This is a genomic window from Actinoplanes sp. OR16, assembly GCF_004001265.1.
Taxonomy (GTDB): domain Bacteria; phylum Actinomycetota; class Actinomycetes; order Mycobacteriales; family Micromonosporaceae; genus Actinoplanes.
The window spans coordinates 2,500,545-2,524,944 of sequence record NZ_AP019371.1; the positions used below are offsets into that span (position 1 = coordinate 2,500,545).

Annotated in this window: 22 protein-coding genes; 16 read left to right on the forward strand and 6 right to left on the reverse strand. The window is 69.3% G+C overall.

Annotation, left to right across the window (positions count from 1 at the left end; translation table 11 throughout):
* Positions 1 to 103: 103 nt before the first annotated feature.
* Both EP757_RS11580 and EP757_RS11585 read right to left on the reverse strand, forming a co-directional pair.
* Positions 104 to 661 carry a dihydrofolate reductase family protein gene (locus tag EP757_RS11580; protein WP_127544808.1) on the reverse strand — a complete coding sequence of 186 codons (558 nt, stop codon included), beginning with the start codon at positions 659 to 661 and terminating at the stop codon, positions 104 to 106.
* A gap of 32 nt (positions 662 to 693) precedes the next feature.
* Entirely contained in the window at positions 694 to 2,721 is a 2,028-nt protein-coding gene (locus tag EP757_RS11585) for a SpoIIE family protein phosphatase (protein ID WP_127544811.1), read from the reverse strand.
* Between the two features lie 112 nt (positions 2,722 to 2,833).
* Here EP757_RS11585 and EP757_RS11590 point away from each other — a divergent pair, with 112 nt between their 5' ends.
* The 4 genes from EP757_RS11590 (at position 2,834) to EP757_RS11605 (ending at position 10,399) form a co-directional block, all read left to right on the forward strand.
* On the forward strand, positions 2,834 to 7,237 hold the full coding sequence (locus EP757_RS11590; RefSeq protein WP_127544814.1) for a HAMP domain-containing protein: 4,404 nt from the start codon (positions 2,834 to 2,836) through the stop codon (positions 7,235 to 7,237).
* Positions 7,238 to 7,284: 47 nt separating this feature from the next.
* Positions 7,285 to 7,833 carry a two-component system response regulator gene (locus EP757_RS11595; protein ID WP_127544817.1) on the forward strand — a complete coding sequence of 183 codons (549 nt, stop codon included), beginning with the start codon at positions 7,285 to 7,287 and terminating at the stop codon, positions 7,831 to 7,833.
* A 108-nt stretch (positions 7,834 to 7,941) separates the two neighbouring features.
* Complete coding sequence (locus EP757_RS11600) at positions 7,942 to 9,465, forward strand: pectate lyase (protein ID WP_127544820.1); 1,524 nt, start codon at positions 7,942 to 7,944, stop codon at positions 9,463 to 9,465.
* 103 nt (positions 9,466 to 9,568) lie between these two features.
* Positions 9,569 to 10,399, forward strand: coding sequence for a hypothetical protein (locus tag EP757_RS11605; protein ID WP_127544823.1), 831 nt, complete (start codon positions 9,569 to 9,571; stop codon positions 10,397 to 10,399).
* A 737-nt stretch (positions 10,400 to 11,136) separates the two neighbouring features.
* On the opposite strand, the gene EP757_RS11610 is transcribed toward EP757_RS11605, so the two are convergent.
* Positions 11,137 to 11,466 (reverse strand): STAS domain-containing protein, encoded by a 330-nt coding sequence (locus EP757_RS11610; protein ID WP_127544826.1) that lies wholly within the window; start codon positions 11,464 to 11,466, stop codon positions 11,137 to 11,139.
* 124 nt (positions 11,467 to 11,590) lie between these two features.
* Between EP757_RS11610 and hemL the strand changes: the two genes are divergently transcribed.
* The 6 genes from hemL to ccsB are packed head-to-tail and all read left to right on the forward strand — an operon-like array spanning position 11,591 to position 17,529.
* Positions 11,591 to 12,934: a glutamate-1-semialdehyde 2,1-aminomutase gene (gene hemL / locus EP757_RS11615; protein ID WP_127544829.1), complete on the forward strand. Its 1,344-nt coding sequence runs from the start codon at positions 11,591 to 11,593 to the stop codon at positions 12,932 to 12,934.
* Complete coding sequence (locus EP757_RS11620) at positions 12,935 to 13,591, forward strand: histidine phosphatase family protein (RefSeq protein WP_127544832.1); 657 nt, start codon at positions 12,935 to 12,937, stop codon at positions 13,589 to 13,591.
* Between the two features lie 2 nt (positions 13,592 to 13,593).
* A complete protein-coding gene (locus EP757_RS11625; RefSeq protein ID WP_127544835.1) occupies positions 13,594 to 14,157 on the forward strand; it encodes a TlpA disulfide reductase family protein in 564 nt (187 codons plus the stop codon).
* Positions 14,157 to 14,954, forward strand: a complete 798-nt coding sequence (locus EP757_RS11630) for a cytochrome c biogenesis CcdA family protein (RefSeq protein ID WP_127544837.1) — start codon at positions 14,157 to 14,159, stop codon at positions 14,952 to 14,954. The genes EP757_RS11625 and EP757_RS11630 overlap by 1 nt, the downstream gene beginning before the upstream one ends.
* On the forward strand, positions 14,951 to 16,573 hold the full coding sequence (locus tag EP757_RS11635; protein WP_127544840.1) for a cytochrome c biogenesis protein ResB: 1,623 nt from the start codon (positions 14,951 to 14,953) through the stop codon (positions 16,571 to 16,573). Before EP757_RS11630 ends, EP757_RS11635 begins: the two co-directional genes overlap by 4 nt.
* A complete protein-coding gene (gene ccsB, locus EP757_RS11640) occupies positions 16,573 to 17,529 on the forward strand; it encodes a c-type cytochrome biogenesis protein CcsB (protein ID WP_127544843.1) in 957 nt (318 codons plus the stop codon). The genes EP757_RS11635 and ccsB overlap by 1 nt, the downstream gene beginning before the upstream one ends.
* 3 nt (positions 17,530 to 17,532) lie before the next feature.
* Here ccsB and EP757_RS11645 read toward each other — a convergent pair whose 3' ends face one another.
* Complete coding sequence (locus EP757_RS11645; RefSeq protein WP_232050465.1) at positions 17,533 to 18,213, reverse strand: hypothetical protein; 681 nt, start codon at positions 18,211 to 18,213, stop codon at positions 17,533 to 17,535.
* Between the two features lie 82 nt (positions 18,214 to 18,295).
* Here EP757_RS11645 and EP757_RS11650 point away from each other — a divergent pair, with 82 nt between their 5' ends.
* Genes EP757_RS11650 through EP757_RS11670 form a run of 5 tightly spaced genes read left to right on the forward strand, consistent with a single transcriptional unit; the run spans position 18,296 to position 22,818 of the window.
* Positions 18,296 to 19,756: a menaquinone biosynthesis decarboxylase gene (locus tag EP757_RS11650; protein WP_127544846.1), complete on the forward strand. Its 1,461-nt coding sequence runs from the start codon at positions 18,296 to 18,298 to the stop codon at positions 19,754 to 19,756.
* On the forward strand, positions 19,753 to 20,640 hold the full coding sequence (gene mqnP / locus EP757_RS11655) for a menaquinone biosynthesis prenyltransferase MqnP (protein WP_127544849.1): 888 nt from the start codon (positions 19,753 to 19,755) through the stop codon (positions 20,638 to 20,640). The genes EP757_RS11650 and mqnP overlap by 4 nt, the downstream gene beginning before the upstream one ends.
* Positions 20,641 to 20,671: 31 nt before the next feature.
* Positions 20,672 to 21,163, forward strand: coding sequence for a SigE family RNA polymerase sigma factor (locus EP757_RS11660; protein WP_127544852.1), 492 nt, complete (start codon positions 20,672 to 20,674; stop codon positions 21,161 to 21,163).
* On the forward strand, positions 21,150 to 22,178 hold the full coding sequence (locus tag EP757_RS11665; protein WP_127544855.1) for a hypothetical protein: 1,029 nt from the start codon (positions 21,150 to 21,152) through the stop codon (positions 22,176 to 22,178). The genes EP757_RS11660 and EP757_RS11665 overlap by 14 nt, the downstream gene beginning before the upstream one ends.
* Positions 22,179 to 22,194: 16 nt before the next feature.
* Positions 22,195 to 22,818 (forward strand): UbiX family flavin prenyltransferase, encoded by a 624-nt coding sequence (locus EP757_RS11670; protein WP_127544858.1) that lies wholly within the window; start codon positions 22,195 to 22,197, stop codon positions 22,816 to 22,818.
* Here the strand turns inward: EP757_RS11670 and EP757_RS11675 are convergent.
* Positions 22,815 to 23,090 carry a BldC family transcriptional regulator gene (locus EP757_RS11675; RefSeq protein WP_127544861.1) on the reverse strand — a complete coding sequence of 92 codons (276 nt, stop codon included), beginning with the start codon at positions 23,088 to 23,090 and terminating at the stop codon, positions 22,815 to 22,817. The two genes, EP757_RS11670 and EP757_RS11675, sit on opposite strands and share 4 nt — an antisense overlap.
* Positions 23,091 to 23,302: 212 nt before the next feature.
* Here EP757_RS11675 and EP757_RS11680 point away from each other — a divergent pair, with 212 nt between their 5' ends.
* Positions 23,303 to 23,752: an Lrp/AsnC family transcriptional regulator gene (locus EP757_RS11680; protein WP_106329284.1), complete on the forward strand. Its 450-nt coding sequence runs from the start codon at positions 23,303 to 23,305 to the stop codon at positions 23,750 to 23,752.
* Position 23,753: 1 nt separating this feature from the next.
* Here the strand turns inward: EP757_RS11680 and EP757_RS11685 are convergent, their stop codons facing one another.
* On the reverse strand, positions 23,754 to 24,371 hold the full coding sequence (locus EP757_RS11685) for a putative glycolipid-binding domain-containing protein (RefSeq protein WP_127544864.1): 618 nt from the start codon (positions 24,369 to 24,371) through the stop codon (positions 23,754 to 23,756).
* Positions 24,372 to 24,400 lie beyond the last annotated feature (29 nt).

Below are 24,400 nucleotides of genomic sequence, written 5' to 3' on the forward strand. Positions count from 1 at the left end.
TCGTGCCGACAAATAGGGCAGATCGATCAACTGCGGGAGAGCGAGAGGGAAGCGAGAGGGAAACGTGGGGCCGGGCGTTGCCGCGCTCGGCCCCACGCCCCGATCAGATCGGCGGGGAGACGTCGTAGGTGAGGTAGGCGAACTGGCCGATCGGCCTCGCGCCGGTCAGCGTGAGACGCGACGATCTGATGCGCCGGGGCAGCACCGGCGCACCCTTGCCGAGCGTCACCGGGGCGACCCCGAGGATCACCTCGTCGAGCAGGCCCTGGTCGGCGAACTGCCCGACCAGGTCACCGCCGCCGACCAGCCAGATGTTCTTCCCCTGGGCGGCCGACACCATCTCCTGGTGGATCGGGGACACCTCACCCCGTACGAAATGAAGATTCGCCCCTGGAATGACGGGCAGGTCGCGTGAGGAGAAGACCCAGGCCGGGGTGTCGCCGTAGGGCCCGAGCCACTTCTCCGGATTGTCCAGCGCCTTCTCGTGGGCGAGGATCCACTCGTAGGTCGTGGATCCCATGGCGAACGCGCCGATGCCGGCGAAGAACTCGGCGAACGGGTTCTCCCCGCCCTCGTCGACCTCGAAGAGCCAGTCCAGCGAGTTGTGCTCGTCGGCGATGAAGCCGTCGATCGTGGTCGCGGTGTAGTACTGCGTCTTCATGCCGACGACCCTGCCACGAGGGTCCGACAAAATCAGGCGTCGTTGCGCAGCACCAGGATCGCGATGTCGTCCCGCGGCTCCTCCACCGAGAAGTTGATCGTCGTGGATCGCAGCCGGGCGGCCATCACGTCGGCCGGATAGCCGGCGAGCGGCATGGCGGCCTCCCGCAGCCGGGTGGATCCGAACAGCTCACGGCCGCGGCGGCGCTCGGTGACGCCGTCGGTGTAGAAGATCAGTGAGTCGCCCGGGTCCAGCGTGATCGCGACGTCCGGCGAGGTGATGCTCTCCAGCAGGCCGAGCGCGGTGCCGCCCTCGCCGACGAACGAGGTCTTGCCGTCGGCGCGGACCAGCACCGCCCGGTCGTGGCCGGCCAGGTGCAGGCAGACCGCGAGCGACGCGCCCTTGCGGGTCACCGAGGCCATCGCGAGGGTGCAGTACCGCCCGCCGCCGCGCTGCACGAGCGTGCGGTTGACCCGCCAGAGGATCTCGCTCATCGCCTTGCCGTCGTCGACCAGGATCCGGATCACGTCACGGACCAGGCCGGTCACGGTCGCGGCCTGCACGCCCTTGCCGGAGACGTCGCCGACCACGACGAGGTACTGGTCGTCGCCGAACGGGACGACGTCGTAGAAGTCGCCACCCACCTCGGAGCCGGTCGGGACGTACTCCGCAGCGAACCCGATGCCTTCCACGTGCGGCAGTGCGGGCGGAAGAAGAGAGGCCTGGAGCGTACGAGCGACAGTCCGCCTCTCGTCGTGGATCCGAGCGTTGTCGATCGCCAGCGCCGCCCGCCGCGCCACGTCTTCGAGCACCGCCACCTCGTCGGCGTCGTGCCGGTGCTTCGGGTGCCGGCCCACCGCGAGGGTTCCCAGCCGGGCGCCCCGGGCCACGAGCGGCACCGCGTAACCCTCGGAGGGGGTGCCGAACATGACCTGGGTGCCGAGCCGGGACGCCTCCTCCAGCCGGGCCAGGATCGACTCCGGGCCGTCCTCGGCGAGCGAGGTGTGCAGCTGCGCGAGCTGGGATTCCTCGGCATGGGTGGCGGCGGCGAGCTGCAGCCGGCCCCACGCGTCAGTGGTGTGCACGGCGCACCACTGGCCGAGCCGGGGCACCACGAGCTGCGGGATCAGCGCCATCGTGAGGTTCACGTCGAGGGACTGGGCGAGCAGCTCGCTGGCCTCGGCGAGGAAGGTGATCCAGGTCTGCCGGCGGACGTCGGCGCGGCGCAGGCGGTCGTTCTCCAGGTGCAGTGAGAAACGTTCGGCGACCATCGTGGCGAGCGACTGCGCGTAACCCACCGGGGAGGCGTCGAGCTCCAGTTCGCCGGAGTACGGCCGGTGCACGTCGAGCGGCACCCGGATGGTGTCGGCGTTGTCGCGGGGCGCCCGGCCGTACCTCGCGAGCAGCTGGCGGCCCATGCCGTCGCCGCGGTCGAGCCGGACCACTCCTCCGGCCGCGCCGGTCAGCCGGGCCAGCCGGGAGAGCAGGTCGGCGGCGAGGTCGGCGAGGCCTTCGTCGGTGTGCCGGTCGTTGCCGCTGCGCAGCAGGCCGGTCAGCGCGCCGAGGCTGGGCGTCTCGCCGTGCTGCGGCAGCCGCACCGGTGCGGCTGCGCCGTCGGAACGCTGGTCGAGGCGGAACCAGACGCCTTTGCCGTCGCCCTCGTGGACGGTGCCCCAGCGGCTCGCGAAGTGGTCGACGAGCAGCAGGCCACGGCCGCGCTCGGCCACCTCGCCGATGTCCGGGCTCTCGTTCTTGGGGCCGACCGCGAGCTGCTCGACCGGGCCGGGCGCGAAGTCGGTGACGGTGACGGTGAGGCCGGCGGCGTCGGCGGCCACCTCGATCTCCAGCTCGGTGTTGGCGTGCACCACGGCGTTGGTGGAGAGCTCGGTGGTCAGCAGCAGCGCTTCGTTCAGCAGGACGACAAGGCCGGTCTCCTCGAGCACCGAGCGGACGAGTGCACGGGCCGCCGCCGGGGTACGACGATCATTGGGCAGCCGGGTTCTGCGCACCAGGGCATCAGGCGACGCACCTGTAGGAATGGTTCCGACCTCGGCTGGCACCCATGCATCCTCTCCTGTCAGTGGGTGTATGCACAAAGTCGTCTCTCGCATTGACCCGGTCGGGCGAGAGAGGATAGGGAGCCCCGGTGGTTGAGCAGCGAGTGAGGACAGCATGACAGCGGCGAACGAAGCCAGCGTCGGCGTGCCCGACGAGACGGTTCTGCTCGGTGAGCTCGCCGACGCGTTGCGCCGGGTGCGCCGCGGCGACCTCAAGGTCCGGCTGCCCCGGCGGGACGGCACTGCCGGCGCCGTGGCGGAGGCCTTCAACGAGGTCGTCTCCCTGCAGGAACGGCAGAACCTCGACATGCGCCGGATAAGCCGGATCGTCGGCCGCGACGGCCGGCTGACCGAGCGTCTCGACGAGGAGGGCCTCGACGGCGCCTGGGCGGACAGCGTCCGCTCGGTGAACTCGCTGATCGACGACCTGGCCCGGCCGACCACGGAGATCTCCCGGGTCATCGTGGCGGTCGCCGAGGGTGACCTCTCCCAGCACATGGCGCTGGAGATGGACGGCCGGCCGCTGCGCGGTGAATTCCTCCGGATCGGCCGCACGGTGAACACGATGGTGGATCAGCTGTCGTCGTTCGCCGACGAGGTCACGCGGGTGGCCCGCGAGGTCGGCACCGAGGGTGAGCTGGGCGGCCAGGCGGACGTCCGCGGCGTCGCCGGCACCTGGAAGGACCTCACCGACTCGGTGAACACCATGGCGTCGAACCTGACGCACCAGGTGCGGTCGATCTCGCAGGTGGCGACCGCGATGGCCCGAGGCGACCTGTCCCAGAAGATCACCGTGTCGGCGCGCGGTGAGGTGGCCGAGCTGGCCGACACGATGAACGGCCTCACCGACACGCTGCGGCTCTTCGCCGAGCAGGTGACCAGGGTGGCCCGCGAGGTGGGCACCGAGGGCAAGCTGGGCGGCCAGGCCGAGGTGCCGAACGTGGCGGGCACCTGGAAGGACCTCACCGACTCGGTGAACTCGATGGCGTCGAACCTGACGAGTCAGGTCCGCAACATCGCCCAGGTCTCCACGGCGGTGGCGAAGGGCGACCTGTCGCAGAAGATCACGGTGGCCGCGCAGGGCGAGATCCTGGAGCTCAAGGACACCGTGAACACGATGGTGGATCAGCTGTCGTCGTTCGCCGACGAGGTCACGCGCGTCGCGCGCGAGGTGGGCACCGAGGGCCGGCTGGGCGGTCAGGCGCAGGTCCGCGGCGTCTCCGGCACCTGGCGCGACCTCACCGAGAACGTGAACCAGCTCGCCGCGAACCTGACGGCCCAGGTCCGCAACATCTCCCAGGTCTCGACGGCGGTGGCGAAGGGCGACCTGTCGCAGAAGATCACCGTCGACGCCCGGGGCGAGATCCTGGAGCTGAAGAACACCGTGAACACGATGGTGGATCAGCTGTCGTCGTTCGCCGACGAGGTCACGCGCGTCGCGCGCGAGGTGGGTTCGGAGGGCAAGCTGGGCGGTCAGGCCCAGGTCAAGGGCGTTTCCGGTACGTGGCGGGACCTCACCGACAACGTCAACTACATGGCGTCGAACCTGACCAGCCAGGTACGCAACATCGCCTCGGTCACCACCGCCGTGGCGAAGGGCGACCTGTCCCAGAAGATCACCGTCGACGCCCGGGGCGAGATCCTCGAGCTCAAGTCAACGGTCAACACGATGGTGGATCAGCTGTCGTCGTTCGCCGACGAGGTCACGCGTGTGGCCCGCGAGGTGGGCACCGAGGGCAAGCTCGGCGGTCAGGCGCAGGTGCGCGGTGTGGCCGGCACCTGGCGCGACCTGACCGACAACGTCAACTCGATGGCGTCCAACCTGACCAGCCAGGTCCGCAACATCGCCCAGGTGTCCACGGCGGTGGCGAAGGGCGACCTGTCGCAGAAGATCACCGTCGACGCGCAGGGCGAGATCCTGGAGCTGAAGAGCACCGTGAACATCATGGTGGATCAGCTGTCGTCGTTCGCCGACGAGGTCACGCGGGTGGCCCGCGAGGTGGGTTCGGAGGGCAAGCTCGGCGGTCAGGCGCAGGTGCGCGGTGTGGCCGGCACCTGGCGCGACCTGACCGACAACGTCAACTACATGGCCTCGAACCTCACCGGCCAGGTGCGCAACATCGCCTCGGTCACCACGGCCGTGGCGCGAGGCGATCTCGGCCAGAAGATCACCGTCGACGCCCGGGGCGAGATCCTGGAGCTGAAGAACACCGTGAACACGATGGTGGATCAGCTGTCGTCGTTCGCCGACGAGGTCACGCGCGTGGCGCGCGAGGTGGGTTCGGAGGGCAAGCTGGGCGGTCAGGCCCAGGTCAAGGGCGTTTCCGGTACGTGGCGGGACCTCACCGACAACGTGAACCAGCTCGCCTCGACGCTGACGATCCAGCTGCGCGCCATCGCCGAGGTGTCCACCGCGGTGACCCGCGGCGACCTCACCCAGAGCATCGCGGTCGAGGCACAGGGCGAGGTCGCGGAGCTCAAGGACAACATCAACCAGATGATCGTGACGCTCCGCGACACCACCAAGGCGAACGCGGAGCAGGGCTGGCTCGACTCGAACCTGGCCCGCATCGGTGGTCTGCTGCAGGGCCAGCGCGACGTCGGCGAGGTCTGCCGCATGATCATGACCGAGGTGACGCCGCTGGTCGACGCGCAACTCGGCGCCTTCTTCCTGGTGGACAACGAGGAAGCGGTGATGCGGCTGAGGCTCAATGCCGCGTACGGGTACGTCGCCCGTGATCATGAGGTGATGTTCGGTCCGGGTGAGGGCCTCGTCGGTCAGGCCGCGGTGTCGCGCCGGACCATCCGCGTCCGTGCCACCCACGACGGAATACTGACCATGCGCTCCGGGCTGCTCGCCATGCCGCCGAACGACCTCGTCGTGCTGCCCGTGCTCTTCGAGGGCGAGATGCTCGGCGTCATCGAGTTCGCGTCGGTGGCCGCCTTCTCCGGTCTGCACCTCACCTTCCTGGAGCGGCTGGTCGCCAACATCGGCATCGCGCTCAACACGATCCAGGCGAACCGGCGTACCGAGGAGCTGCTGTCCCAGTCGCAGCGCCTGGCCCGGGAGATGCAGGACCAGTCGGCCGAGCTGCAGCGCACCAACGCCGAGCTGGAAGACAAGGCGAAGCTGCTCAGCGACCAGAAGGCGAACATCGAGCTGAAGAACCGGGAGATCGAGCTGGCCCGGCTCGGCCTGGAGGAGAAGGCGCAGCAGCTGTCCCGCGCCAACACCTACAAGTCCGAGTTCCTGGCGAACATGAGCCACGAGCTGCGGACCCCGCTGAACTCACTTCTGCTGCTGGCCCGCCTGCTCGCCGACAACACCGAGCAGAACCTCAGCAGCAAGCAGATCGAGTTCGCCCGGACCATCCACAGCGCCGGTTCGGACCTGCTGTCGCTGATCGACGACATCCTCGACCTGTCGAAGATCGAGGCGGGCCGGATGGACGTCGAGCCGGACGTCGTCGACTTCGACGGCATCCGCAGCTACGTGGAGCAGGCGTTCGCACCGCAGGCCGAGGACAAGGGCCTGGAATTCCGGGTCGACGTCGCGCCCGAGCTGCCCGATTCGATCGTCACCGACCCGCAGCGTCTCCAGCAGATCCTGCGCAACCTGCTGTCGAACGCGGTGAAGTTCACCGACAGCGGCTCGGTGACGCTCAGCATCTTCCCGGCCTCGCCGGACGTCGACCTGGACATGCCGTCGCTGCTCTCCGCCCGGCAGGTGGTCGGCTTCGCGGTGACCGACACCGGCATCGGCATCTCGGACGAGAAACTCGCGATCATCTTCGAGCCGTTCCAGCAGGCCGACGGCACCACGACCCGCAAGTACGGCGGCACCGGCCTGGGCCTGTCGATCAGCCGGGAGTTCGCGGCCCTGCTCGGCGGCACGATCACGGTGGCCTCGGTGCCGAACGGCGGCTCGACGTTCACCCTCTACATGCCGGAGGCGCTGGCGCCGGACGCGATTCCGATGCCGGTGCTGCCGCCGGTTCCGGCCAAGGCGGTCTCGGTTCGCCCGGTCGCCTCGCTCGACATGCCCCTCATGGAGATGCCGCAGCTCACCTCTCGCGAGGAGGTGAAGAAGCCGGCCGTGACCCCGGCCGGTCGCCAGTTGGACGGCGCCACCGTTCTCATCATCGACGACGACGTACGAAATGTCTTCGCTCTGACCAGCGCCTTGGAGATGCACGGGCTGAACGTCCTCTACTCGGACAACGGCGTTGACGGGGTGCGGATCCTGGCCGAGCACCCGGAGGTCGACATCGTGCTGATGGACGCGATGATGCCGGATCAGGATGGGTACGAGACGACCCGGGGAATCCGGCGCAATCAGCGCTTCCGGGACCTGCCGGTAGTCTTCCTGACGGCGAAGGCGATGCCGGGCGACCGGGAGTCGGCGATCGCGGCCGGGGCTAGTGACTACATCACCAAGCCGGTCGACCTGGACGAACTGATCGAACTGATGGCCCGCTGGGTCAACGCGGAGGGAAGCACGGCATCGGAACGCAGCTGAGGACTGGCCGGAGCAGGACCGAACTACCTGTGGTGAGGTGAATACGCGTGGGTGAGCGCGCCAAAGCGCTGCTGGTCGACGACCGCCGGGACAACCTGCTGGCCTTGGAGGCGATCCTGCAAGGGTTGCCGGTGACCGCGGTCGCCGTGGAGAGCGGGGAAGCGGCCCTCAAGCAGTTGCTCACCGACGACTTCGCGGTGATCCTGCTGGACGCGCACATGCCCAACATGGACGGGTTCGAGACGGCCAGCCACATCAAGCGGCGGGAGCGGACCCGGCACGTGCCCATCCTGTTCCTGACCGCAGCCGACCGCGACGCGCAGCTGGCGCTGCGGGGTTATGCGGTCGGCGCGGTGGACTACCTCACGAAGCCGTTCGACCCGTGGGTGCTGCGCGCCAAGGTGTCCATCTTCGTGGAGCTCTGGACGAAGAATCAGCAGCTCAAGGCGCAGGCCGAGGCTTCCAGGGAGCGGGAGGCGCAGTGGCAGCGCCTGACCGAGACGATGGACGAGGCCGCCCGTGTGCTGCGGGCCGGCGGCGAGGATGCCGCCGCCGAGGTGCTCGACCTGCTGGAGAAGGCCCGCTGGGGGAGCTGAGGCGCCGGGTGTGACCTAGGTCACGCCGAACAACCTCAGGGGGCAGCCGCGCCACTACCGGGGCGTGATCGCTTGATCATGCGAGACGACCCCTTGAGTAGGAGCAACATGCGGCACGCAATGCCTCCCACTGCCTCGGACCGCCGCCGGCGCCGCCGGCTGGTTACGGGCCTCGGCGCTGCCGGTGCGGCCGGTGCGGTGACCGCGCTGGTCGCCGTTCTCGTCCCCTCGGCCTCGGCCTCCACCCTCTTCTCCGACGACTTCGAGAGCGGCGCGAGCGGCTGGTCGAAGTCGGGCGGGACCTGGGCGGTCGCGACCGACGGCTCGAAGGTCTACCAGCAGTCGAAGGCCGACAGCGAACTGGCCCGCGTCTTCGCCGGCGAGACCTCCTGGACCGACTACTCGGTGCAGGCGAAGGTCAAGCCGGTCACCATCGGCAGCGGCCTGGCCGGCATCGCGGCCCGTGCGAGCAGCGCCTCCACGATGTACCGGCTCGCCCTTACCTCGGCCGGCAAGGCCGAGCTGCAGTCGGTCAAGGGCAGCACGGTCAGCGTGCTCGGTTCGGTGGCGGTCAGCAACCTCACCACCTGGCACACGCTGCGCATCGACGCCTCGGGCAGCACCGTGACCGGCTACGTCGACGGCGCCAAGGTCGCCACCGGGACCGGCACCCTGGCCGGCACCGGGCGGATCGGCCTGGTCACCAGCTATGCGTCGGCGTCGTTCGACGACGTGGCGGTCGGCCCGGTGACTGCTGCGACGGCAACCGCCACCGCCTCCCCGAGCGTCTCGAAGACGGCTTCCCCGACCGCTTCCCCGAGCGCGTCGAAGACCGCGACCGCCAGCGCCTCCCCGAGCGCCTCCAAGACCGCGACCGCCAGCGCCTCCCCGAGCACGTCGAAGACCGCCACGGCCACGCCGACGACCACGAGCACGGGAACCAGCCCGACCGCCTCCTGGCCGACCGCGACCGGCACCAAGCCCGTGACCGCCACGATCGCCGTGTCCGGCACGCTCGACGGCGGCAACGTCCGCTACTACGGCAGCGGCGCGCTCGGCGACGACTCGCAGGACGAGGGCCAGGACCCGCTCTTCAAGCTCGCCGACGGCGCGGTGCTGAAGAACGTCATCCTCGGCGCCCCGGCCGCGGACGGCGTCCACTGCTCCGGCTCCTGCACGCTGATCAACGTGTGGTGGGAGAACGTCGGTGAGGACGCGGCCACCTTCAAGGGCGGCACCTCGGCGACCTACACCGTCGACGGCGGCGGCGCGAAGAGCGCTGACGACAAGGTCTTCCAGCACAACGGCGGCGGCACCCTGACCATCAAGAACTTCCAGGTCGCCGACTTCGGCAAGCTCTACCGCTCCTGCGGCAACTGCTCCACCCAGTACAAGCGCGCCGTCGTGGTGCAGAACGTGATCGCGACCGCCCCGGCGAAGAGCCTGGTCGGCGTGAACGCGAACTACGGCGACACCGCCACGCTGTCCAAGGTGACCATCGTCGGCGACGACGACCTGGACATCTGCGTCCGTTTCACGGGCAACAACACCGGCAAGGAGCCGACCAAGATCGGATCTGGTGCGGACGGCGTGACCTGCAAGTACGCCGAGTCGGACGTCACCTACAAGTGACGTTCCCGGTGACCGCCGGACACCCGGGTCCGGCGGTCACCGTTCGCCGATGGGCCGCCGACGGCCGCCTTTGGCAACAGTTCCACGGTTGGAGGGCGGCGCCATGAGGCTCATCGAGGACGACCTGCGCGCGGCACTGCGCGCCGAGGCGGTACGGCACCGGCCGGACCGCGACGCGATGCTCGACCGGATCACCCAGACGGCGATGCGCAACCAGTTCGCCCGGCACCGGAAGGCGTCGCCGAGGCTGCGGATCAGCGGCGCGGCTGTCGCGGTGGCCGCCGTTCTCGGGGGCGGCGGATTCGCGCAGTGGGCGCTGGCCGGCGACGGCACGCCCCCTCCGGCGCCGCCGGCGCCGAGCGTCAGCGTCTCGGTGACCCCGTCGGACGCGCCGTCGTCGCCCTCGGCCTCGGCGTCCCCCTCCGATCTCCCCAGCACCGCCACCAGCACGTCCCCGCCGGCGCGGAGACCCCGCTCCGCGCCGGCATCCCCCTCCTCGCCTCCGTCGTCCGCCCCCGGCGTGGCCCCGGCGGACACGCCACGGGACACCACGACGAGCGGCCCGCTCTGGTCGGACGGCTCGATCGACGCCTCCGGCGCGCAGGGCACCGGTGTGGTGACGGTGAAGACGACCGAGAAGCTCACCGCGCTCGACGTGACGATCCGGGTGACGCGTACCCCGGAACTGGTCTCCCGCGGCGGCAGCCAGCAGGTTCCCGGTGCGAGCGTGACCAGCACGGTCACCGAGGAGCCGGACGCGCTGCTGTACCGCTTCGTGCTCTCCTCGGGCGACGTTTTGGAGCCTGGGACATACGTCTTCTACGCGCGCTATACCTACGCCGAGGGAGGTCGGGACGCGGGCGGGGACACTTACGCCGCGACGGCCGCCACGGAGCAGGGCGAGACCGCAACCGTCACCGGCGCCTTCGGCTGAACCGAGAGCCCCGACCGCGTGCCGCGAGAGGCGGCCAGCGCACGCGCTCCTGGTTTGTGTGCGGTCACGGCCCGAGTTGAGGGCGGCTAGCGCACGCAAAGGGCGTTGCGTGTGCTCTGACAGCCCGGCGGGGGCGGCCCGCGCACGCAGAGGTGTGGCGTGTGCGGTCACCGCCCGGCGGGGGCGGTCAGCGCACGCGCGGAGGTGTGGCATGTGCGGTCACCGCCCGGTGGAGGGCGGTCAGGGCACGCAGTGGTGTGGCGTGTGCGGTCACCGCCCGGTGGAGGGCGGTCAGGGCACGCAGTGGTGTGGCGTGTGCGGTCACCGCCCGGCCCGGGGCGGCCAGGGCACGCAAAGGCGTTATGTGTGCGGTCACCGCCCGGTGGAGGGCGGTCGGCGCACGTAGAGGTGTGGCGTGTGCGCTCACCACCCGGTGGAGGGCGGCCCGCGCACGCAAATGTGTTACGTGTGCGCTCACCACCCGGCGGGGGCGGCCCGCGCACGCAAAGAGGTGTTGTGTGTGCGCTGACAGCCCGGCGAGGGCGGTCGGCGCACACAATCGGGTTGTGTGTGCGCTCGTCGGCCCTTGGATGGCGGTCAACGCACGCGACGGTGCTGCGCGTGCGTTCGGCGGCCGGCCGTCGCGACGGGCTCGGGCGTTGTGGTCCACAGCCGACGGCGCTCCCAGGAAGTCTCCAACCGCGATGTGCAAGCATCGCGGTATGGGAGGTCGCGGGTCAGGCTGTGCTGCTGATCATCAGTGCGCTGCGCAAGCCGGTGATGTCCAGCACCCGCATCAGGAAATCGCCCACGTTGGCGAGGGCGAGCACGGTCTGAGCGTGCTGCGCCTTGCGGCTCAGCACCACGAGCGTGCCCAGCCCCTGCGAGTCGCAGAAGGTGACTCCGGCCATGTCGAGGACGATGCGCGACAGCGGCTCGGCGCCCAGCAGATCGTTGACGATCGTGGACAGCTCGGTGACCGTGAGCACGTCGATCTCCCCGGCGAGCTGGATCACAACCTCGTCGGGGGCGCGCTGCACCGCGATGGACAGCTCGGGTCGCTCCACGCAGGTCAGCCTATCCTCTCTGGGGCGGTTCGGCCCGTCGGGCGTGGTCAGATCGGGCGTATCCGGGCATCGTCCGAGGACGTGAGCAACCCTCTCGAGACACTCGCCGTAGGCCGCTGACAGAATGGGAACCGCTGTGACCACGACATATCCCACCGCGGATCTTCCGTACCCGGAGGACGCCCCGGTCTCCCAGGCCCTGTTCGACCGCGCCCAGGCCATCGTGCCCGGCGGGGTCAATTCACCTGTGCGTGCGTTCCGAGCGGTCGGTGGCACGCCCCGATTCATGGTCTCGGGCAGCGGTCCGTGGATGACCGACGCGGACGGCCGGCGTTACGTCGACCTCGTCTGCTCGTGGGGTCCGCTGATCCACGGCCACGCCCACCCGGAGATCATCGAGGCGGTGCAGCGGGCCGCCGCGTCCGGGACCAGCTTCGGCACCCCGACGGCCGGTGAGGTCGACCTGGCCGAGGAGATCGTCCGGCGGACCGCCGTCGACGAGGTGCGCCTGGTCAACTCCGGCACCGAGGCGACGATGACTGCGATCCGGCTGGCCCGGGGCTTCACCGGCCGCTCCAAGATCGTGAAGTTCGCCGGCTGCTACCACGGGCACGTGGACGCGCTGCTCGCCGCGGCCGGCTCCGGCGTCGCCACGCTCGGCCTGCCCGACTCGCCGGGTGTCACCGGTGCGGCCGCCGCCGAGACGATCGTGGTGCCCTACAACGACGTGGCAGCTGTCGAGAGGGCCTTCGAGATCGACGGCGCGGACATCGCGGCGATCATCACCGAGGCCGCGCCCGGCAACATGGGCGTGATCTTCCCGAAGGACGACTTCAACGGCAAGCTCGCCGAGATCGCCCACCGGCACGGCGCCCTGCTGATCGTCGACGAGGTGATGACCGGTTTCCGGGTCTCGGCGGGCGGCTGGAACGGCCTGCACCCGGTCGACGCCGACCTGTTCACCTTCGGCAAGGTGATGGGCGGCGGGCTGCCGGCTGCGGCGTTCGGTGGCCGTCGCGAGATCATGTCGCGGCTGGCCCCGGCGGGCCCGGTCTACCAGGCCGGCACCCTGTCCGGTAACCCGCTGGCCTGCGCCGCCGGTCTGGCGTCGCTGCGGCTCGCGGACGACGCGACCTACAAGCGCCTCGACGAACTGGCCGGCACGATCGGCTCGCTCGCCTCCGCCGAGCTCGGCAAGGCCGGCGTGCCGCACCGGTTGTCCTCCGCCGGCAACATGTTCTCGATCTTCTTCACCGACGCGGAGGTCGTGGACTACGACTCCGCGAAGACCCAGGACGCCGCGGCGTTCAAGGCCTTCTTCCACACCATGTTGTCCCGGGGCGTCTACCTGCCGCCGAGCGCCTTCGAGTCGTGGTTCGTGTCGACCGCGATCGACGACGCGGCGCTGGAGCAGATCGCCTCCGCGTTGCCACACGCAGCGCGAGCAGCGGCGGGGAGCGCGAAATAAGTGAGTGAGCCGACAAAGACAACCGTGCACGTCTTCCGGCACGGCGAGGTCTTCAACCCGGGCAAGATCCTGTATGGCCGGCTGCCCGACTTCCACCTCTCCGAGCTGGGGCACCAGATGGCCAAGGCGGCGGCTCAGGCCCTGTCCGGCCGGGATGTGACGCACGTGGTCGCCAGCCCGCTGGAGCGTGCGCAGGAGACGGCCGCACCGATCTCGGCCGAGTTCAAGCTGGAGACGGCGACCGACATTCGGCTGATCGAGAGCTCGAACTACTTCGAGGGCAAGAAGGTCTCGGTCGGCGACGGCGCGTTCAGCAACCCGCGGCACTGGTGGGTGCTGCGCGACCCGATCACCCCGTCCTGGGGCGAGGCGTACCTGGTGATCGCTCAGCGGATGTTCGCGGCGGTCCAGGCGGCGCGGGTCGCGGCCGAGGGGCACGAGGCGGTCTGCGTCTCGCATCAGCTTCCGATCTGGACATTGCGCCGGTACGTCGAAGGCAAGCGTCTCTGGCACGATCCCCGCAAACGACAGTGCGGCCTGGCGAGCCTGACCTCCTTCCGTTTCGAAGGGTCCAAGGTGGTCGGCATCGACTACTCGGAGCCGGCCGCCCACCTGGTGGCCCTGTCCGCGACGGCCAAGACCGCCAAGGGGGCGTGACCATGCGTCGCCTCGGGGCCGTCACCGTCGCAGCGGTCGCCGTCGCCGGACTTCTGGCCGGCTGCGGCGGCGAGGACCGGAACTGGGCGAAGAACTGCGAGACCACGGCGAACCAGGTGATCGAGTGCGACCCGGCGAACCGGCCGACGGTCGCGGCGATCACCGGTGAGCTGCTCGACGGCGGCAGCTACGAGCTGGCCTCCGACATCGGCAAGGTCGTCGTGGTCAACTTCTGGGGATCGTGGTGCGCGCCCTGCCGGGCCGAGGCCGACGACCTGGAGAAGACGTACCAGGCGACGAAGGCGAAGAACGTCTCGTTCATCGGGGTCAACAACCGCGACGACCGCGACTCGGCGATCAACTTCGAGCGGGGCCGGGTCACCTACCCGAGCCTCTTCGACCCGGCCGCCGAGATGGCCATCAAGTTCGACCCGACCCAGGCGAGCACCCCCGGAACGCTGATCCTGGATCGCCAGGGCCGGATCGCGGTCGCCATCCGCCGGGCGACCACGCTCGGCGAACTCCAGCCCCTCGTCGAACGGGTGGCGGCAGAGGGGAACCCCTGATGGGCGACGCCTTTCAGAGCACCGCTCTCAACGGTCCCCTGCTGCTGGCGATCGGGGCCGCTCTGATCGCCGGCCTGGTCAGCATCCTGTCGCCGTGCATCCTGCCGCTGGTGCCCGGCTACCTGTCCTATGTGACCGGCCTGGCCGGCAGCGACCTCGAGTCGGCCATGGGCACGAGGCAGGAAGAGGGCATCACCAAGACCAGGACGCTCGCGCTCAAGGGCCGCGTCCTGCTCGGCAGCAGCCTCTTCGTGCTCGGGTTCGCGGTGGTCTTCACGCTGCTCATGACATTCGTCGCGAACATCGGCTACACCCTGCTGACCCATCGCGACACCCTGAACGTCGTGCTCGGCGTGCTGGTGATCATCCTCGGCCTGGGCTACCTCGGTTGGATCCCCGGCTTCCAGCGGGAGGCCCGGTTCTCCAAGCTGCCGAACGCCGGCCTGCTCGGCGCGCCGGTCTTCGGGGCGATCTTCGCGGTCTCCTGGATCCCGTGCGTCGGCCCGACCCTCGGCGCGATCACCGCGCTCGCGGCGAGCAGCGGGAGCACCGACCGGGCGGTGATCCTGGCCCTCGCCTTCAGCCTCGGCCTGGGCATCCCGTTCATCCTCTTCGGGCTCTTCTTCCGCCGGCTCCTCGGCGTCTTCCAGGCGATCCGCCGGAACAGCCGCTGGGTGACCCGGGTGGGCGGCGCGCTGCTGATCGTCATCGGTCTCGCGCTGATCACCGGGCAGTGGAACTACTTCCTCGCCTGGCTGATGACGACCCTCAACTTCGGCGGGGAGCTGTACCTGTGACCGTCGTAGAGGACCGTCCCGCCACGGCCGAGGCTCCGCCCCCGAAGCGGGTGAACCCGTTCCTGGCGCTGCTGCGCAACTCGTGGCGGCAGCTGACCAGCATGCGTACGGCCCTGGTCCTGCTCTTCCTGCTGGCCGTCGCCGCCGTGCCCGGCTCGATCTTCCCGCAGCGGTCGGTGAACCGGGAGAACGTCACCGAGTACTTCACGGCCCACCCGAAGCTCGCGCCGCAACTGGACCGGTTCTTCGCGTTCGACGTCTACTCGTCGCCCTGGTTCGCAGCGATCTACCTGCTGCTCTTCACCTCGCTCATCGGGTGCGTCCTGCCTCGGCTGCGCGATCACATCAGAGCGCTGCGCAACGTACCGCCAGAAGCTCCCAAGCGGATGGACCGCCTGCCGCAGCACGCCGCTGAGCTGGAGGGACGTCAGGCTCCGGCCGATCAGGCCGCGGCGATCGCACGGACCCTGCGCCGCCGATGGTTCCGGACGCGGGTGCGTGAGCTCCCGGACGGCTCGTGGTCCGTCTCCGCCGAGAAGGGTTACCTCAAGGAGACCGGCAACCTGCTCTTCCACATCGCCATGCTGTGCGTGCTCGTGGGTGTCGGTTTCGGTCATTGGTACGGATGGCACGGCAACCGCCTGCTCGTCGCCGGCGCCGACCAGGGCTTCTGCAACTCGCTGACGCAGTACGACGACTCGGCGCTCGGCCCGCAGGTGGACACCAGCGACCTGCCGAACTTCTGCCTGAAGCTGACCGAGTTCGAGGCGACCTATCAGAGCACCGGCCAGCCGAAGTCCTACAACGCGACGGTGGCGGTGACCGAGGACGGCGGCCCGGAGGAGACCCGATCGTTCACGGTCAACGACCCGCTGCGCCTGAGGAACGCCAATATTCACCTGCTCGGCCAGGGCTACGCGCCGGAACTGAAGTACACCGACCGCTACGGCGTCTCGCAGACCAAGGTCGTTCCGTTCCTGCCGGTCGACGGCATGCTGACGAGCGAGGGTGTCGCGCAGTTCCCGGACGTGAACATCGACCCGAAGACCAACAAGCGGGACGCGAGCCTGCAGATGGGCTTCGAGGGAGTCTTCCTGCCGACCGGCAGCACCGACGGCAGCGCCCGCTCGGAGTACCCGGATCTGCGGAACCCGGTCCTCTACCTGACCGCCTACCGCGGCGATCTGGGCCTGGACGTCGGCATCCCCGGCTCGGTGTACGCGCTGGACCGTGGACAGATCGACAGCGGTGAGCTGAAGAAGCTCGGCGGCGACCGGCCCTACGTGCTGAAGCAGGGTGAGAAGCTCGCCCTCGACGACGGCACCACACTGGAGTTCGTCGGGGTGCGCAAGTTCGCGACGCTCTCGATCCGGTACGACCCGACGCAGTTCGTGCTGCTCATCGCCGTGGTGCTCGGCTTGATCGGCCTGATGCTCTCGCTCTCGGTGCACCGGCGGCGCGTCTGGTTCCGGGTGGCACCGGCCGCGGCCGGCGACCCGGGGAGTAGCGTGATCGAAGCCGGTGGGCTGCCCCGCACCGACTATCCCGGGTTCGCTGACGAGTTCGCGTCGCTGACCCGCGGTGTTGAAGAAGTTGGGTTCAAGGAAGGGACGCCCTGATGGCGGAGCTGTCGAACCAGCTGATGGCTTTCACCGTGCTGGCCTACCTGGCCGCGATGATCTGTTACGCCGGTGAGTACGCGTTCGGCAAGCGCAGCCGGATCGGCAGGGCCGCCACCCGGCAGCTCGTGGGTGCGGGAGCGCCGGTCGAACCGGTGGTCAAGCTGCCCGCGGAGGCTCCGGCAGCCGGCCGCGGCGAGTGGGCCGGCCGGATCGCCGTCGTCCTGAATGTCATCGCCCTGGCGCTGCACCTCGCCACGACGGCCACCCGCGGCCTCGCTGCCGAGCGGATGCCCTGGGGCAACATGTACGAGTACATCCTCTCCGCGAGCCTCGTCGGCTCCGCGGTGTGGGTCGTCGTGCTGCTCCGCAAGCCGGCCCTGCGTCACCTGGGACTCTTCGTCTCGCTGATCCTGGTGGTGCTGCTCGGCGCGGCGAGCCTCGTCGCGTACACGCCGGTCGGCCCGCTGGTGCCGGCGCTGAACTCGTACTGGTTCATCGTGCACGTCTCGACGATCATCGTGTCGTCCGGCATCTTCCTGTTCGGCGCGGTCCCGGCCGCGATGTTCCTGATCAAGAACGGGTACGACGAGGGCAAGCGCAGCTTCCCGTACACCCTGGGCAAGCGGGTCGGTGACGCCGCCGGCCTGGAGCGGCTCACGTTCCGCCTGCACGCGTTCGCGTTCCCGCTCTTCACCTTCGGCGCGCTGATCGCCGGTCCGCTGTGGGCCGAGGCGTCCTGGGGCCGCTACTGGGGCTGGGACCCGAAGGAGGTCTGGGCGTTCATCTCCTGGATCGTCTACGCGGCCTACCTGCACGCGCGGGCCACACCCAGTGTGAAGCGGACCGTCGCCACCTGGATCGCGCTGCTCGGTTTCGTCACGATGCTGATGAACCTGTTCGGCGTGAACCTGTTCTTCGAGGGGCTCCACTCGTACGCGAACGCCGGGGATTGATCGTCAGCAGTCGCCGGCGGTCCAGGTGTCGTACTTGTTGACCCAGTCCAGGCAGAAACCGCCCCGGCGCATCTGTTGCCCCGGGGCGGTTCCCGTCAGCGTCCCGACGTCCTCCCGCCAGTAGCGGGCGGGTCCGCCGTCGGCCGGTTTGAGCTGGACGTTGTCGACGGTCACCCGGGGCACGTCCATCCGGACCACCGGCTGTTTCGCGTCGGCGTGCACCTCGACGTACTGCTCGATGTTCGCGGTCCGGCCGATCGGCAGCTTCTCCCGGGTCAGCAGGTTCCACTTGTTGTTCCAGAACAGCCAGGCCTGCCAGACGCCGTCCGCGTCGGTGTGCAGGTCCACCCAGACCTTGTCGCCCGGCTTGATCGGGTACTGCGGGTAGAACTGCCAGGCGTTCGTGTTCGTGTTGAAGGTGTAGACCTGCTGGCGGCCCGGGCTGGACCAGCCGGTCTCCGCCCAGCCCACCTCCAGCCAGGAGATCCGGCCGGCGCCCATGTCCCGCTTGGCCATGAACCGGCTGGCCACGAAGTCGTACGTCCGGGGCCGTACCGCGACGTCGACCACCGAGATCCGTCCGGAGACGCCACTCCACTCGCCGCTGGTCCCGGCACCCAGGTGGTGATAACCGCCCGGGGTGTTGACGGGGGCGGTCAGGAGCAGGGCGAGGAGAAGCTTCACGTTCCGGTCAACGGGAGTGCCCGATCACTAGTGACGGGACCTGCCAGCCGCCTCGCAGTGATCCGGTGCCAGACTGATGGACATGGCGCCGCGTGGATTCCCCTATGCCGATCTGCAGAGCTTCATCGCCGCCCTCGAGAAGGAGGGTGAGCTGCGAAGGATCAAGGTTCCGGTGGATCCGACGCTGGAGATCAGCGAGGTCGTCACCCGAACGGTCAGGGCCGGTGGGCCGGCACTTCTGTTCGAACGGCCGACCCGGGGCGAGATGCCTCTGGTGATCAACCTGTTCGGCACCGAGAAGCGGATGGCGATGGCTCTCGGCGTGGACCGGCTCGACGAGATCGGCGAGCGGATCGGCGCGCTGGCCAAGCCGGAGCTGCCGGTCGGCTGGTCCGGGATCCGGGAGGGCATCGGCAAGGTCCTCCAGCTGAAGTCGGTGCCGCCGAAGAAGGTGAAGACCGCGCCCTGCCAGGAGGTCGTGCTCTCCGGCGACGACGTCGACCTGAACCTGCTGCCCGGCCTTCAGGTGTGGCCCGGCGACGGCGGCGTCTTCCACAACTTCGGGCTGACCCACACCAAGCACCCGGAGACCGGCAAGCGCAACCTCGGCCTCTACCGGCTGCAGCAGCACTCGAAGAACACGCTCGGCATGCACTGGCAGATCCACAAGGACTCGACCGCCCACCACGCCGTGGCGGAGCGGCTCGGCCAGCGGCTCCCGGTCGCCATCGCGATCGGCTGCGACCCGGTGGTGACCTATTCGGCGAGCGCCCCGCTGCCCTCCGACATCGACGAATACCTGTTCGCCGGCTTCCTCAAGGGCGAGCGCATCGAGATGGTCGACTGCCTGACCGTGCCGCTGCAGGTGCCGGCCTCGGCGCAGATCGTGCTGGAGGGCTACCTGGAGCCCGGAGAGCGGCTGCCGGAGGGCCCGTTCGGCGACCACACCGGCTTCTACACCCCGGTCGAGCCGTTCCCGGTGCTGCACGTCGAGACCATGACGATGCGCAAGAAGCCGATCTACCACTCGATCGTCACGTCCAAGCCGCCGCAGGAGGACCACGGCCTCGGCAAGGCCACCGAGCGGATCTTCCAGCCGCTCCTGAAGATCCTCATCCCGGACATCGTCGACTACGACATGCCCGCCGCCGGCGTCTTCCACAACTGCCTCATCGTGTCGATCCGCAAGCGGTACCCGAAGCACGCGCAGAAGGTGATGAACGCGGTCTGGGGCGCGCACCTCATGTCGCTCACCAAATTGATCGTGGTGGTGGACGAGGACTGCGACGTGCACGACTATCGGGAGGTCGCTTTCCGCGCGTTCGGCAACGTCGACTACTCCCGCGACCTGCTGCTCACCGAGGGCCCGGTGGACCACCTGGACCACTCGTCCTACCAGCAGTTCTGGGGTGGCAAGGCGGGCGTCGACGCCACCCGTAAGCTGCCGGCCGAGGGCTACACCCGGGGCTGGCCGGAGGAGATGGTCATGTCGCCCGAGGTCGTGTCGCTCGTCGACAAGCGGTGGAAGGAATACGGGATATGACGACGTCTCTGGAGAAGCCCGGCAAGGTCAAGGCCTTCCTGCGACTCGTCATGATCGAGCACTCGGTCTTCGCGCTGCCGTTCGCCTACCTCTCGGCGCTGGTCGCCATCGACCGGGACGGGACCGGCCGGCACTGGGGTGACCTGGTGCTGATCACGATTGCGATGGTCTCCGGCCGGACCTTCGCGATGGCCGCCAACCGGATCCTGGACCGGAAGATCGACGCGCTCAACCCGCGTACCCAGAACCGCGAGCTGGTCACCGGAGCGGTCAGCGTCCGCACGGCGTGGACCGGCGCGCTGGTCTCGCTCGTCGCGCTGTTCGTGGCGGCCGGCCTGCTCAACCCGCTCTGCCTGGTGCTCTCGCCGCTCGCCGTGATCCCGTTGGTGATCTACCCGTACGCCAAGCGGTTCACGAACTTCCCGCACTACGTCCTGGCCCTGGCTCAGGCCGTCGCCCCGGTCGGCGCCTGGCTGGCGATCACCGGCACGTTCGACGGCTCGTGGCCCGCGTGGGTGCTGGGTGTGGCGGTCGGCCTGTGGATCGGCGGGTTCGACATCATCTACGCCTGCCAGGACGTGGAGGTGGACCGCAAGATCGGCGTCCACTCGACGCCGGCGCGGTTCGGGGTTAAGAAGGCACTACAAATATCGTCTTTTACACATGTTCTGGCTTTCGCGGGATTTGTCTGGTTCGGCCAGCTCGTCGGCCTCAGCTGGCTCTGGTGGATCGGCCTGGCGATCACCGGCGCCGGCCTGGTCTACCAGCACGTCGTGGTGACCGAGAACGACCTGTCCAAGGTCAACCGGGCGTTCTTCACGGCGAACGGCTTCATCGCGATCGCGCTCTTCGTCTTCGCGCTGCTCGATCTGATCCTGCTGTAACCCTCCAGGTGTCGACGAACGTCTAATCCGCGTGAGCGATAGAGAGGCCGAGTTCCGGGAGTTCGTCGGCGCGCGGATGGATTCGCTTCGCGGACTGGCGTACCTCACCTGCGGCGACTGGCAGGCCGCCGAGGACGCCGTCGCATCGGCCATGGCAAGGCTGTACGCGAAGTGGAATCGCGTCGACAACCACGACGCGTACGCCCGCACCGCCGTGGTCCGGGCCGCGATAGATGAGACCCGCCGCCCGTGGTGGCGGCGGGAGCGTCCGGGCGCCGCCATGCCCGAGCGCGCCGAGCCGGACGCCACCCAGGCCGTCCACGACCGGATGCAGACCCGGGCCGCGTTGCGGCAGCTACCGGCGCGGCAGCGCGCCGTGCTGGTGCTGCGCTTCCTCGAAGGTCTCAGCGTCGAGCAGACCGCGGTCGCGCTGAGCTGCCCCCAGGGAACCGTGAAGGTGTACACCGCGCGGGGGCTCGCGACGCTCCGCCAGATCATGGAGGCTCCGCATGCGACTCTCTGACCTGCTCGAGGAAGCCCGGGCCGACGCGCCGCCGATGCGTCTCGGTGTCGACGACCTGGTGGCCGCCGGGCGGCGCCGCCTGCGTCGCCGGAGAGCCGGATGGGCCATGGCGGCAGCGGTGGCGGTGGCCGCCGCGATCGGTGCGCCGCAGATCGCCACCCGGCCGGAGATCGCCACCCGGCCGCAGATCGTCAATCAGCCGCAGATCGTCACGTCGGCCTTTCCCGAGGAGAAGGCTGCCACCTTCTCGTTCACCCCGACGTTCCGCGGCTACCGGGTCGGCGGCTTCATCATCGAGGACCCGGCGGCGATGACCCTCGGCTGGACCTCCGCGATGATCAACCAGGGGGATCAGGAGGAGGGCATCCTCAGCGTCTACCCGCCGGGAGTGGAACGGGTGCGGCAGGAGGGCGTCACGATGACCCCGACCGACCCCGTCGACGGCCGTGAGGCGTACCTCGTCCGCGAGAAGAGCGGCGGGGAGAGCCTGGTCTGGAAGCTCGCCGACGGCGGGCAGGGCCAGGTGAGCGCGACCGCGAAGCTGTCCCGGGCCGACATGCGCCGGATCGCTGCCGCGTTCCGTCTCGGCGACGGCAAGCCGCTGCTGACCACCCTGACCGCCACCCACATCCCGGCCGGCTACCGGCTCTTCTCGGCGAGCGACACCCGGATGCGCTTCGTCACCGAGGCGAAGGCCGCGGAGATCCTCGCCAGCCCGGACCGCGAGCACGCGCCCGGCGTGATCAAGGAGATGCTCTCGATCCGGCTGGAGTCGGGAACCGACGGCGCCTTCGCGGACAGCAGTGAAGAGCCGGAGTGCTCCGCGGGCGGGCCGATCTGCACCAAGGGCGTGCTGGACGGCCGCTGGACGGTGGTCGTCACCGGGGTCGGCATCGAGTTGGCCGAGGTGAAGAAGGTCTTCGAGTCGGTGGAGGTAGCCGATCCGGAGAAGCCGTCGGCCTGGACCCCGGTGGACGAGGCGTACCCCACGTTCGTCCTGCCCGAGCTCAACTGACGGCACACTGGAAGGCATGCGCGAACCATGGCTCGTCGGTGTCTCCGGCGCCTCCGGCACCCCGTACGCGAAGGCGGTGATCACCGGACTGCTGGACGCCGGCGAGGCCGTCGATCTCGTGATCTCCCGGGCGGCCCGTCTCACCCTGCTGGACGAGACCGGTGCGACCGTCCGGGACGCGCACTGGAAGGACGACGTCTCGGCCTGGCTGGACCGGGACCTGGGCGACCTGGCCTACTGGCCGGCCGGTGACCTTGCCGCGGGGCCGAGCAGTGGCTCGTACCCGGTCCGCGGCATGGCGGTGGTTCCGGCGAGCACGGCGGCATGCGCCGGGATCGCCATCGGGCTGTCGAAGGATCTATTGCAGCGCGCTGCTGAGGTCAACCTCAAGGAACGGCGACGCACCGTTGTCGTACCCAGGGAGACACCGGTTACGCGGAGTCACCTGGAACACCTGATCGCGCTCCACGATGCCGGTGCGGTGGTCCTGCCGGCGAGCCCCGGTTTCTACGGGTCCGGGGCAGGCGCCACCGCACAACAATTGATCGACTTCGTGGCCGGAAAGGTGCTGGACGCACTGGGCGTACCGCACACGCTATTCCGCAGATGGACCGGCGAGTTGGGCGAGGGACGCGCCTAGCGCAAACCGTTGGGCGGGCCGTAACCCGCTCCCGGGTTGGCAGGCCCGTTGTTTCGCGGCTTGTTGGCGGCGTCGTCCTCGCGCATTTCCTCGATTACGCCGTCGCCTTCCAGCAGCGCCCTGACTTCGGACTCGCGGAATCGGCGGTGTCCACCCGGAGTACGGATGCTGCCGATGCGCCCGGCTGCTGCCCAGCGCGTAACGGTCTTGGGGTCGACGCGGAAGAGCGCGGCCACCTCGCCCGGCGTCAGCAGACGATCTCCAGTGTCCACAACCCCCTCCTCGTGTGTTATCTGGAGCGGCCGGTTGGTCACGGAGAGTGTCGGCTTGCTCGATCGGGACGTAAAGCCATTAGAGCACCGCCCCCGAACCAAGTCCGTGAAATGCGGAAAAAGCCCCGATTGCGACAACGGTCATTATCCTGCTGCCCATTCGTCGCTACCGGGCGTGAAGGGGAGAGCGCCACCCGATTAGGGTTTCAGGCATGGACTCCATCGACCTCCGGCTGATCGACCTGCTACGAGAGAACGCTCGCTCGTCGTACGCCGAACTCGCTCGCAAGGTCGGGCTCTCGGCACCCGCCGTCCACGAGCGGGTGGGCAAGCTCGAGACCGCCGGAACCATCCGCGGCTACCGGGCCGACATCGACCACGAGGCGATCGGCCTCGGCGTCACCGCGCTGATCGGCATCATCGAGGACTCGGGCGCCGACACCGACGACGTGCTCGCCGCGGTGCGCGCCATGCCCGAGGTGGAGAGCTGCTACTTCATGGCCGGCGTCGAGTCCTATCAGCTCACCGTGCGGGTCGGCACGATCGCCGAGCTAGAGCAGCTGATAGTCCGGATCAACCGCACTCCCGGCGTCGCTTCCACCCGTACCGCGATCGCGCTCTCGACGAAGTGGGAGAACCGCCCGCAGCCGGGTCTGGGCTGAGCTACGGTTGTTTCGCAAGACCGGGGTAATCCACCACGAATCCCTGGTCGTCGATGCTCAGATCAGCGCTGAAGGTCTCACTGGCGAACCTCACCAGGTTGTCGCCGAGCGTCGTGTAGATCTGATCCGCCTGCACCACCTCGAGGCTCGGCACGAGCACCCACGCGACGCTGATCCGGTGGGCGACGCCGATCTCCGCGGTCAGCAGGCCGAGCCGCCGCACCGGCAGCGTGTTCGTCAGCGGCGAGCAGCCCAGATCCACGTCGAACGCGCCGTAAAGCAGATCCGGGTCCTCGCTGCCCGGCAGCCCCGCGCGAGCGTGCCCCGCAGCCACCAGCGCCGCGTCCAGGTCACCCTGCTCCGAGGCGGTGATCCGCCAGCGCCCCGCAGCCAGTTCCAGCCGCACCTGACGGGCCCAGCCGGCGCCTTCCGTCCGCACGTCAGCGCGGGCCGTCATCCAGTCCTGATCGGTCTGCAGCTCGTAGTGGCAGGCATAGGGCACCGGTGCGGCCGCCAAGGCGGTTCCGTGGGCGTAGAGGCCACTGCGGTCGGCCAGCAGGGCATGCTCGGCGCCGGGCACGTCACGGCGCTCCCAGAACAGGGCGGTCGGCAGCGGCATGCCGGTAACGTACCCGGTCCGGGCCTTTG

Coding starts and splice junctions, on each gene's coding strand:
- EP757_RS11600 (WP_127544820.1), top strand. CDS start 7,942: ATGCGGCACGCAATGCCTCCCACTGCCTCGGACCGCCGCCGGCGCCGC.
- EP757_RS11670 (WP_127544858.1), top strand. CDS start 22,195: ATGCGCGAACCATGGCTCGTCGGTGTCTCCGGCGCCTCCGGCACCCCG.
- ccsB (WP_127544843.1), top strand. CDS start 16,573: ATGGCGGAGCTGTCGAACCAGCTGATGGCTTTCACCGTGCTGGCCTAC.
- EP757_RS11630 (WP_127544837.1), top strand. CDS start 14,157: ATGGGCGACGCCTTTCAGAGCACCGCTCTCAACGGTCCCCTGCTGCTG.
- EP757_RS11685 (WP_127544864.1), bottom strand. CDS start 24,371: ATGCCGCTGCCGACCGCCCTGTTCTGGGAGCGCCGTGACGTGCCCGGC.
- EP757_RS11665 (WP_127544855.1), top strand. CDS start 21,150: ATGCGACTCTCTGACCTGCTCGAGGAAGCCCGGGCCGACGCGCCGCCG.
- EP757_RS11650 (WP_127544846.1), top strand. CDS start 18,296: ATGGCGCCGCGTGGATTCCCCTATGCCGATCTGCAGAGCTTCATCGCC.
- EP757_RS11590 (WP_127544814.1), top strand. CDS start 2,834: ATGACAGCGGCGAACGAAGCCAGCGTCGGCGTGCCCGACGAGACGGTT.
- hemL (WP_127544829.1), top strand. CDS start 11,591: ATGGGAACCGCTGTGACCACGACATATCCCACCGCGGATCTTCCGTAC.
- EP757_RS11605 (WP_127544823.1), top strand. CDS start 9,569: ATGAGGCTCATCGAGGACGACCTGCGCGCGGCACTGCGCGCCGAGGCG.
- EP757_RS11680 (WP_106329284.1), top strand. CDS start 23,303: ATGGACTCCATCGACCTCCGGCTGATCGACCTGCTACGAGAGAACGCT.
- mqnP (WP_127544849.1), top strand. CDS start 19,753: ATGACGACGTCTCTGGAGAAGCCCGGCAAGGTCAAGGCCTTCCTGCGA.
- EP757_RS11625 (WP_127544835.1), top strand. CDS start 13,594: ATGCGTCGCCTCGGGGCCGTCACCGTCGCAGCGGTCGCCGTCGCCGGA.
- EP757_RS11580 (WP_127544808.1), bottom strand. CDS start 661: ATGAAGACGCAGTACTACACCGCGACCACGATCGACGGCTTCATCGCC.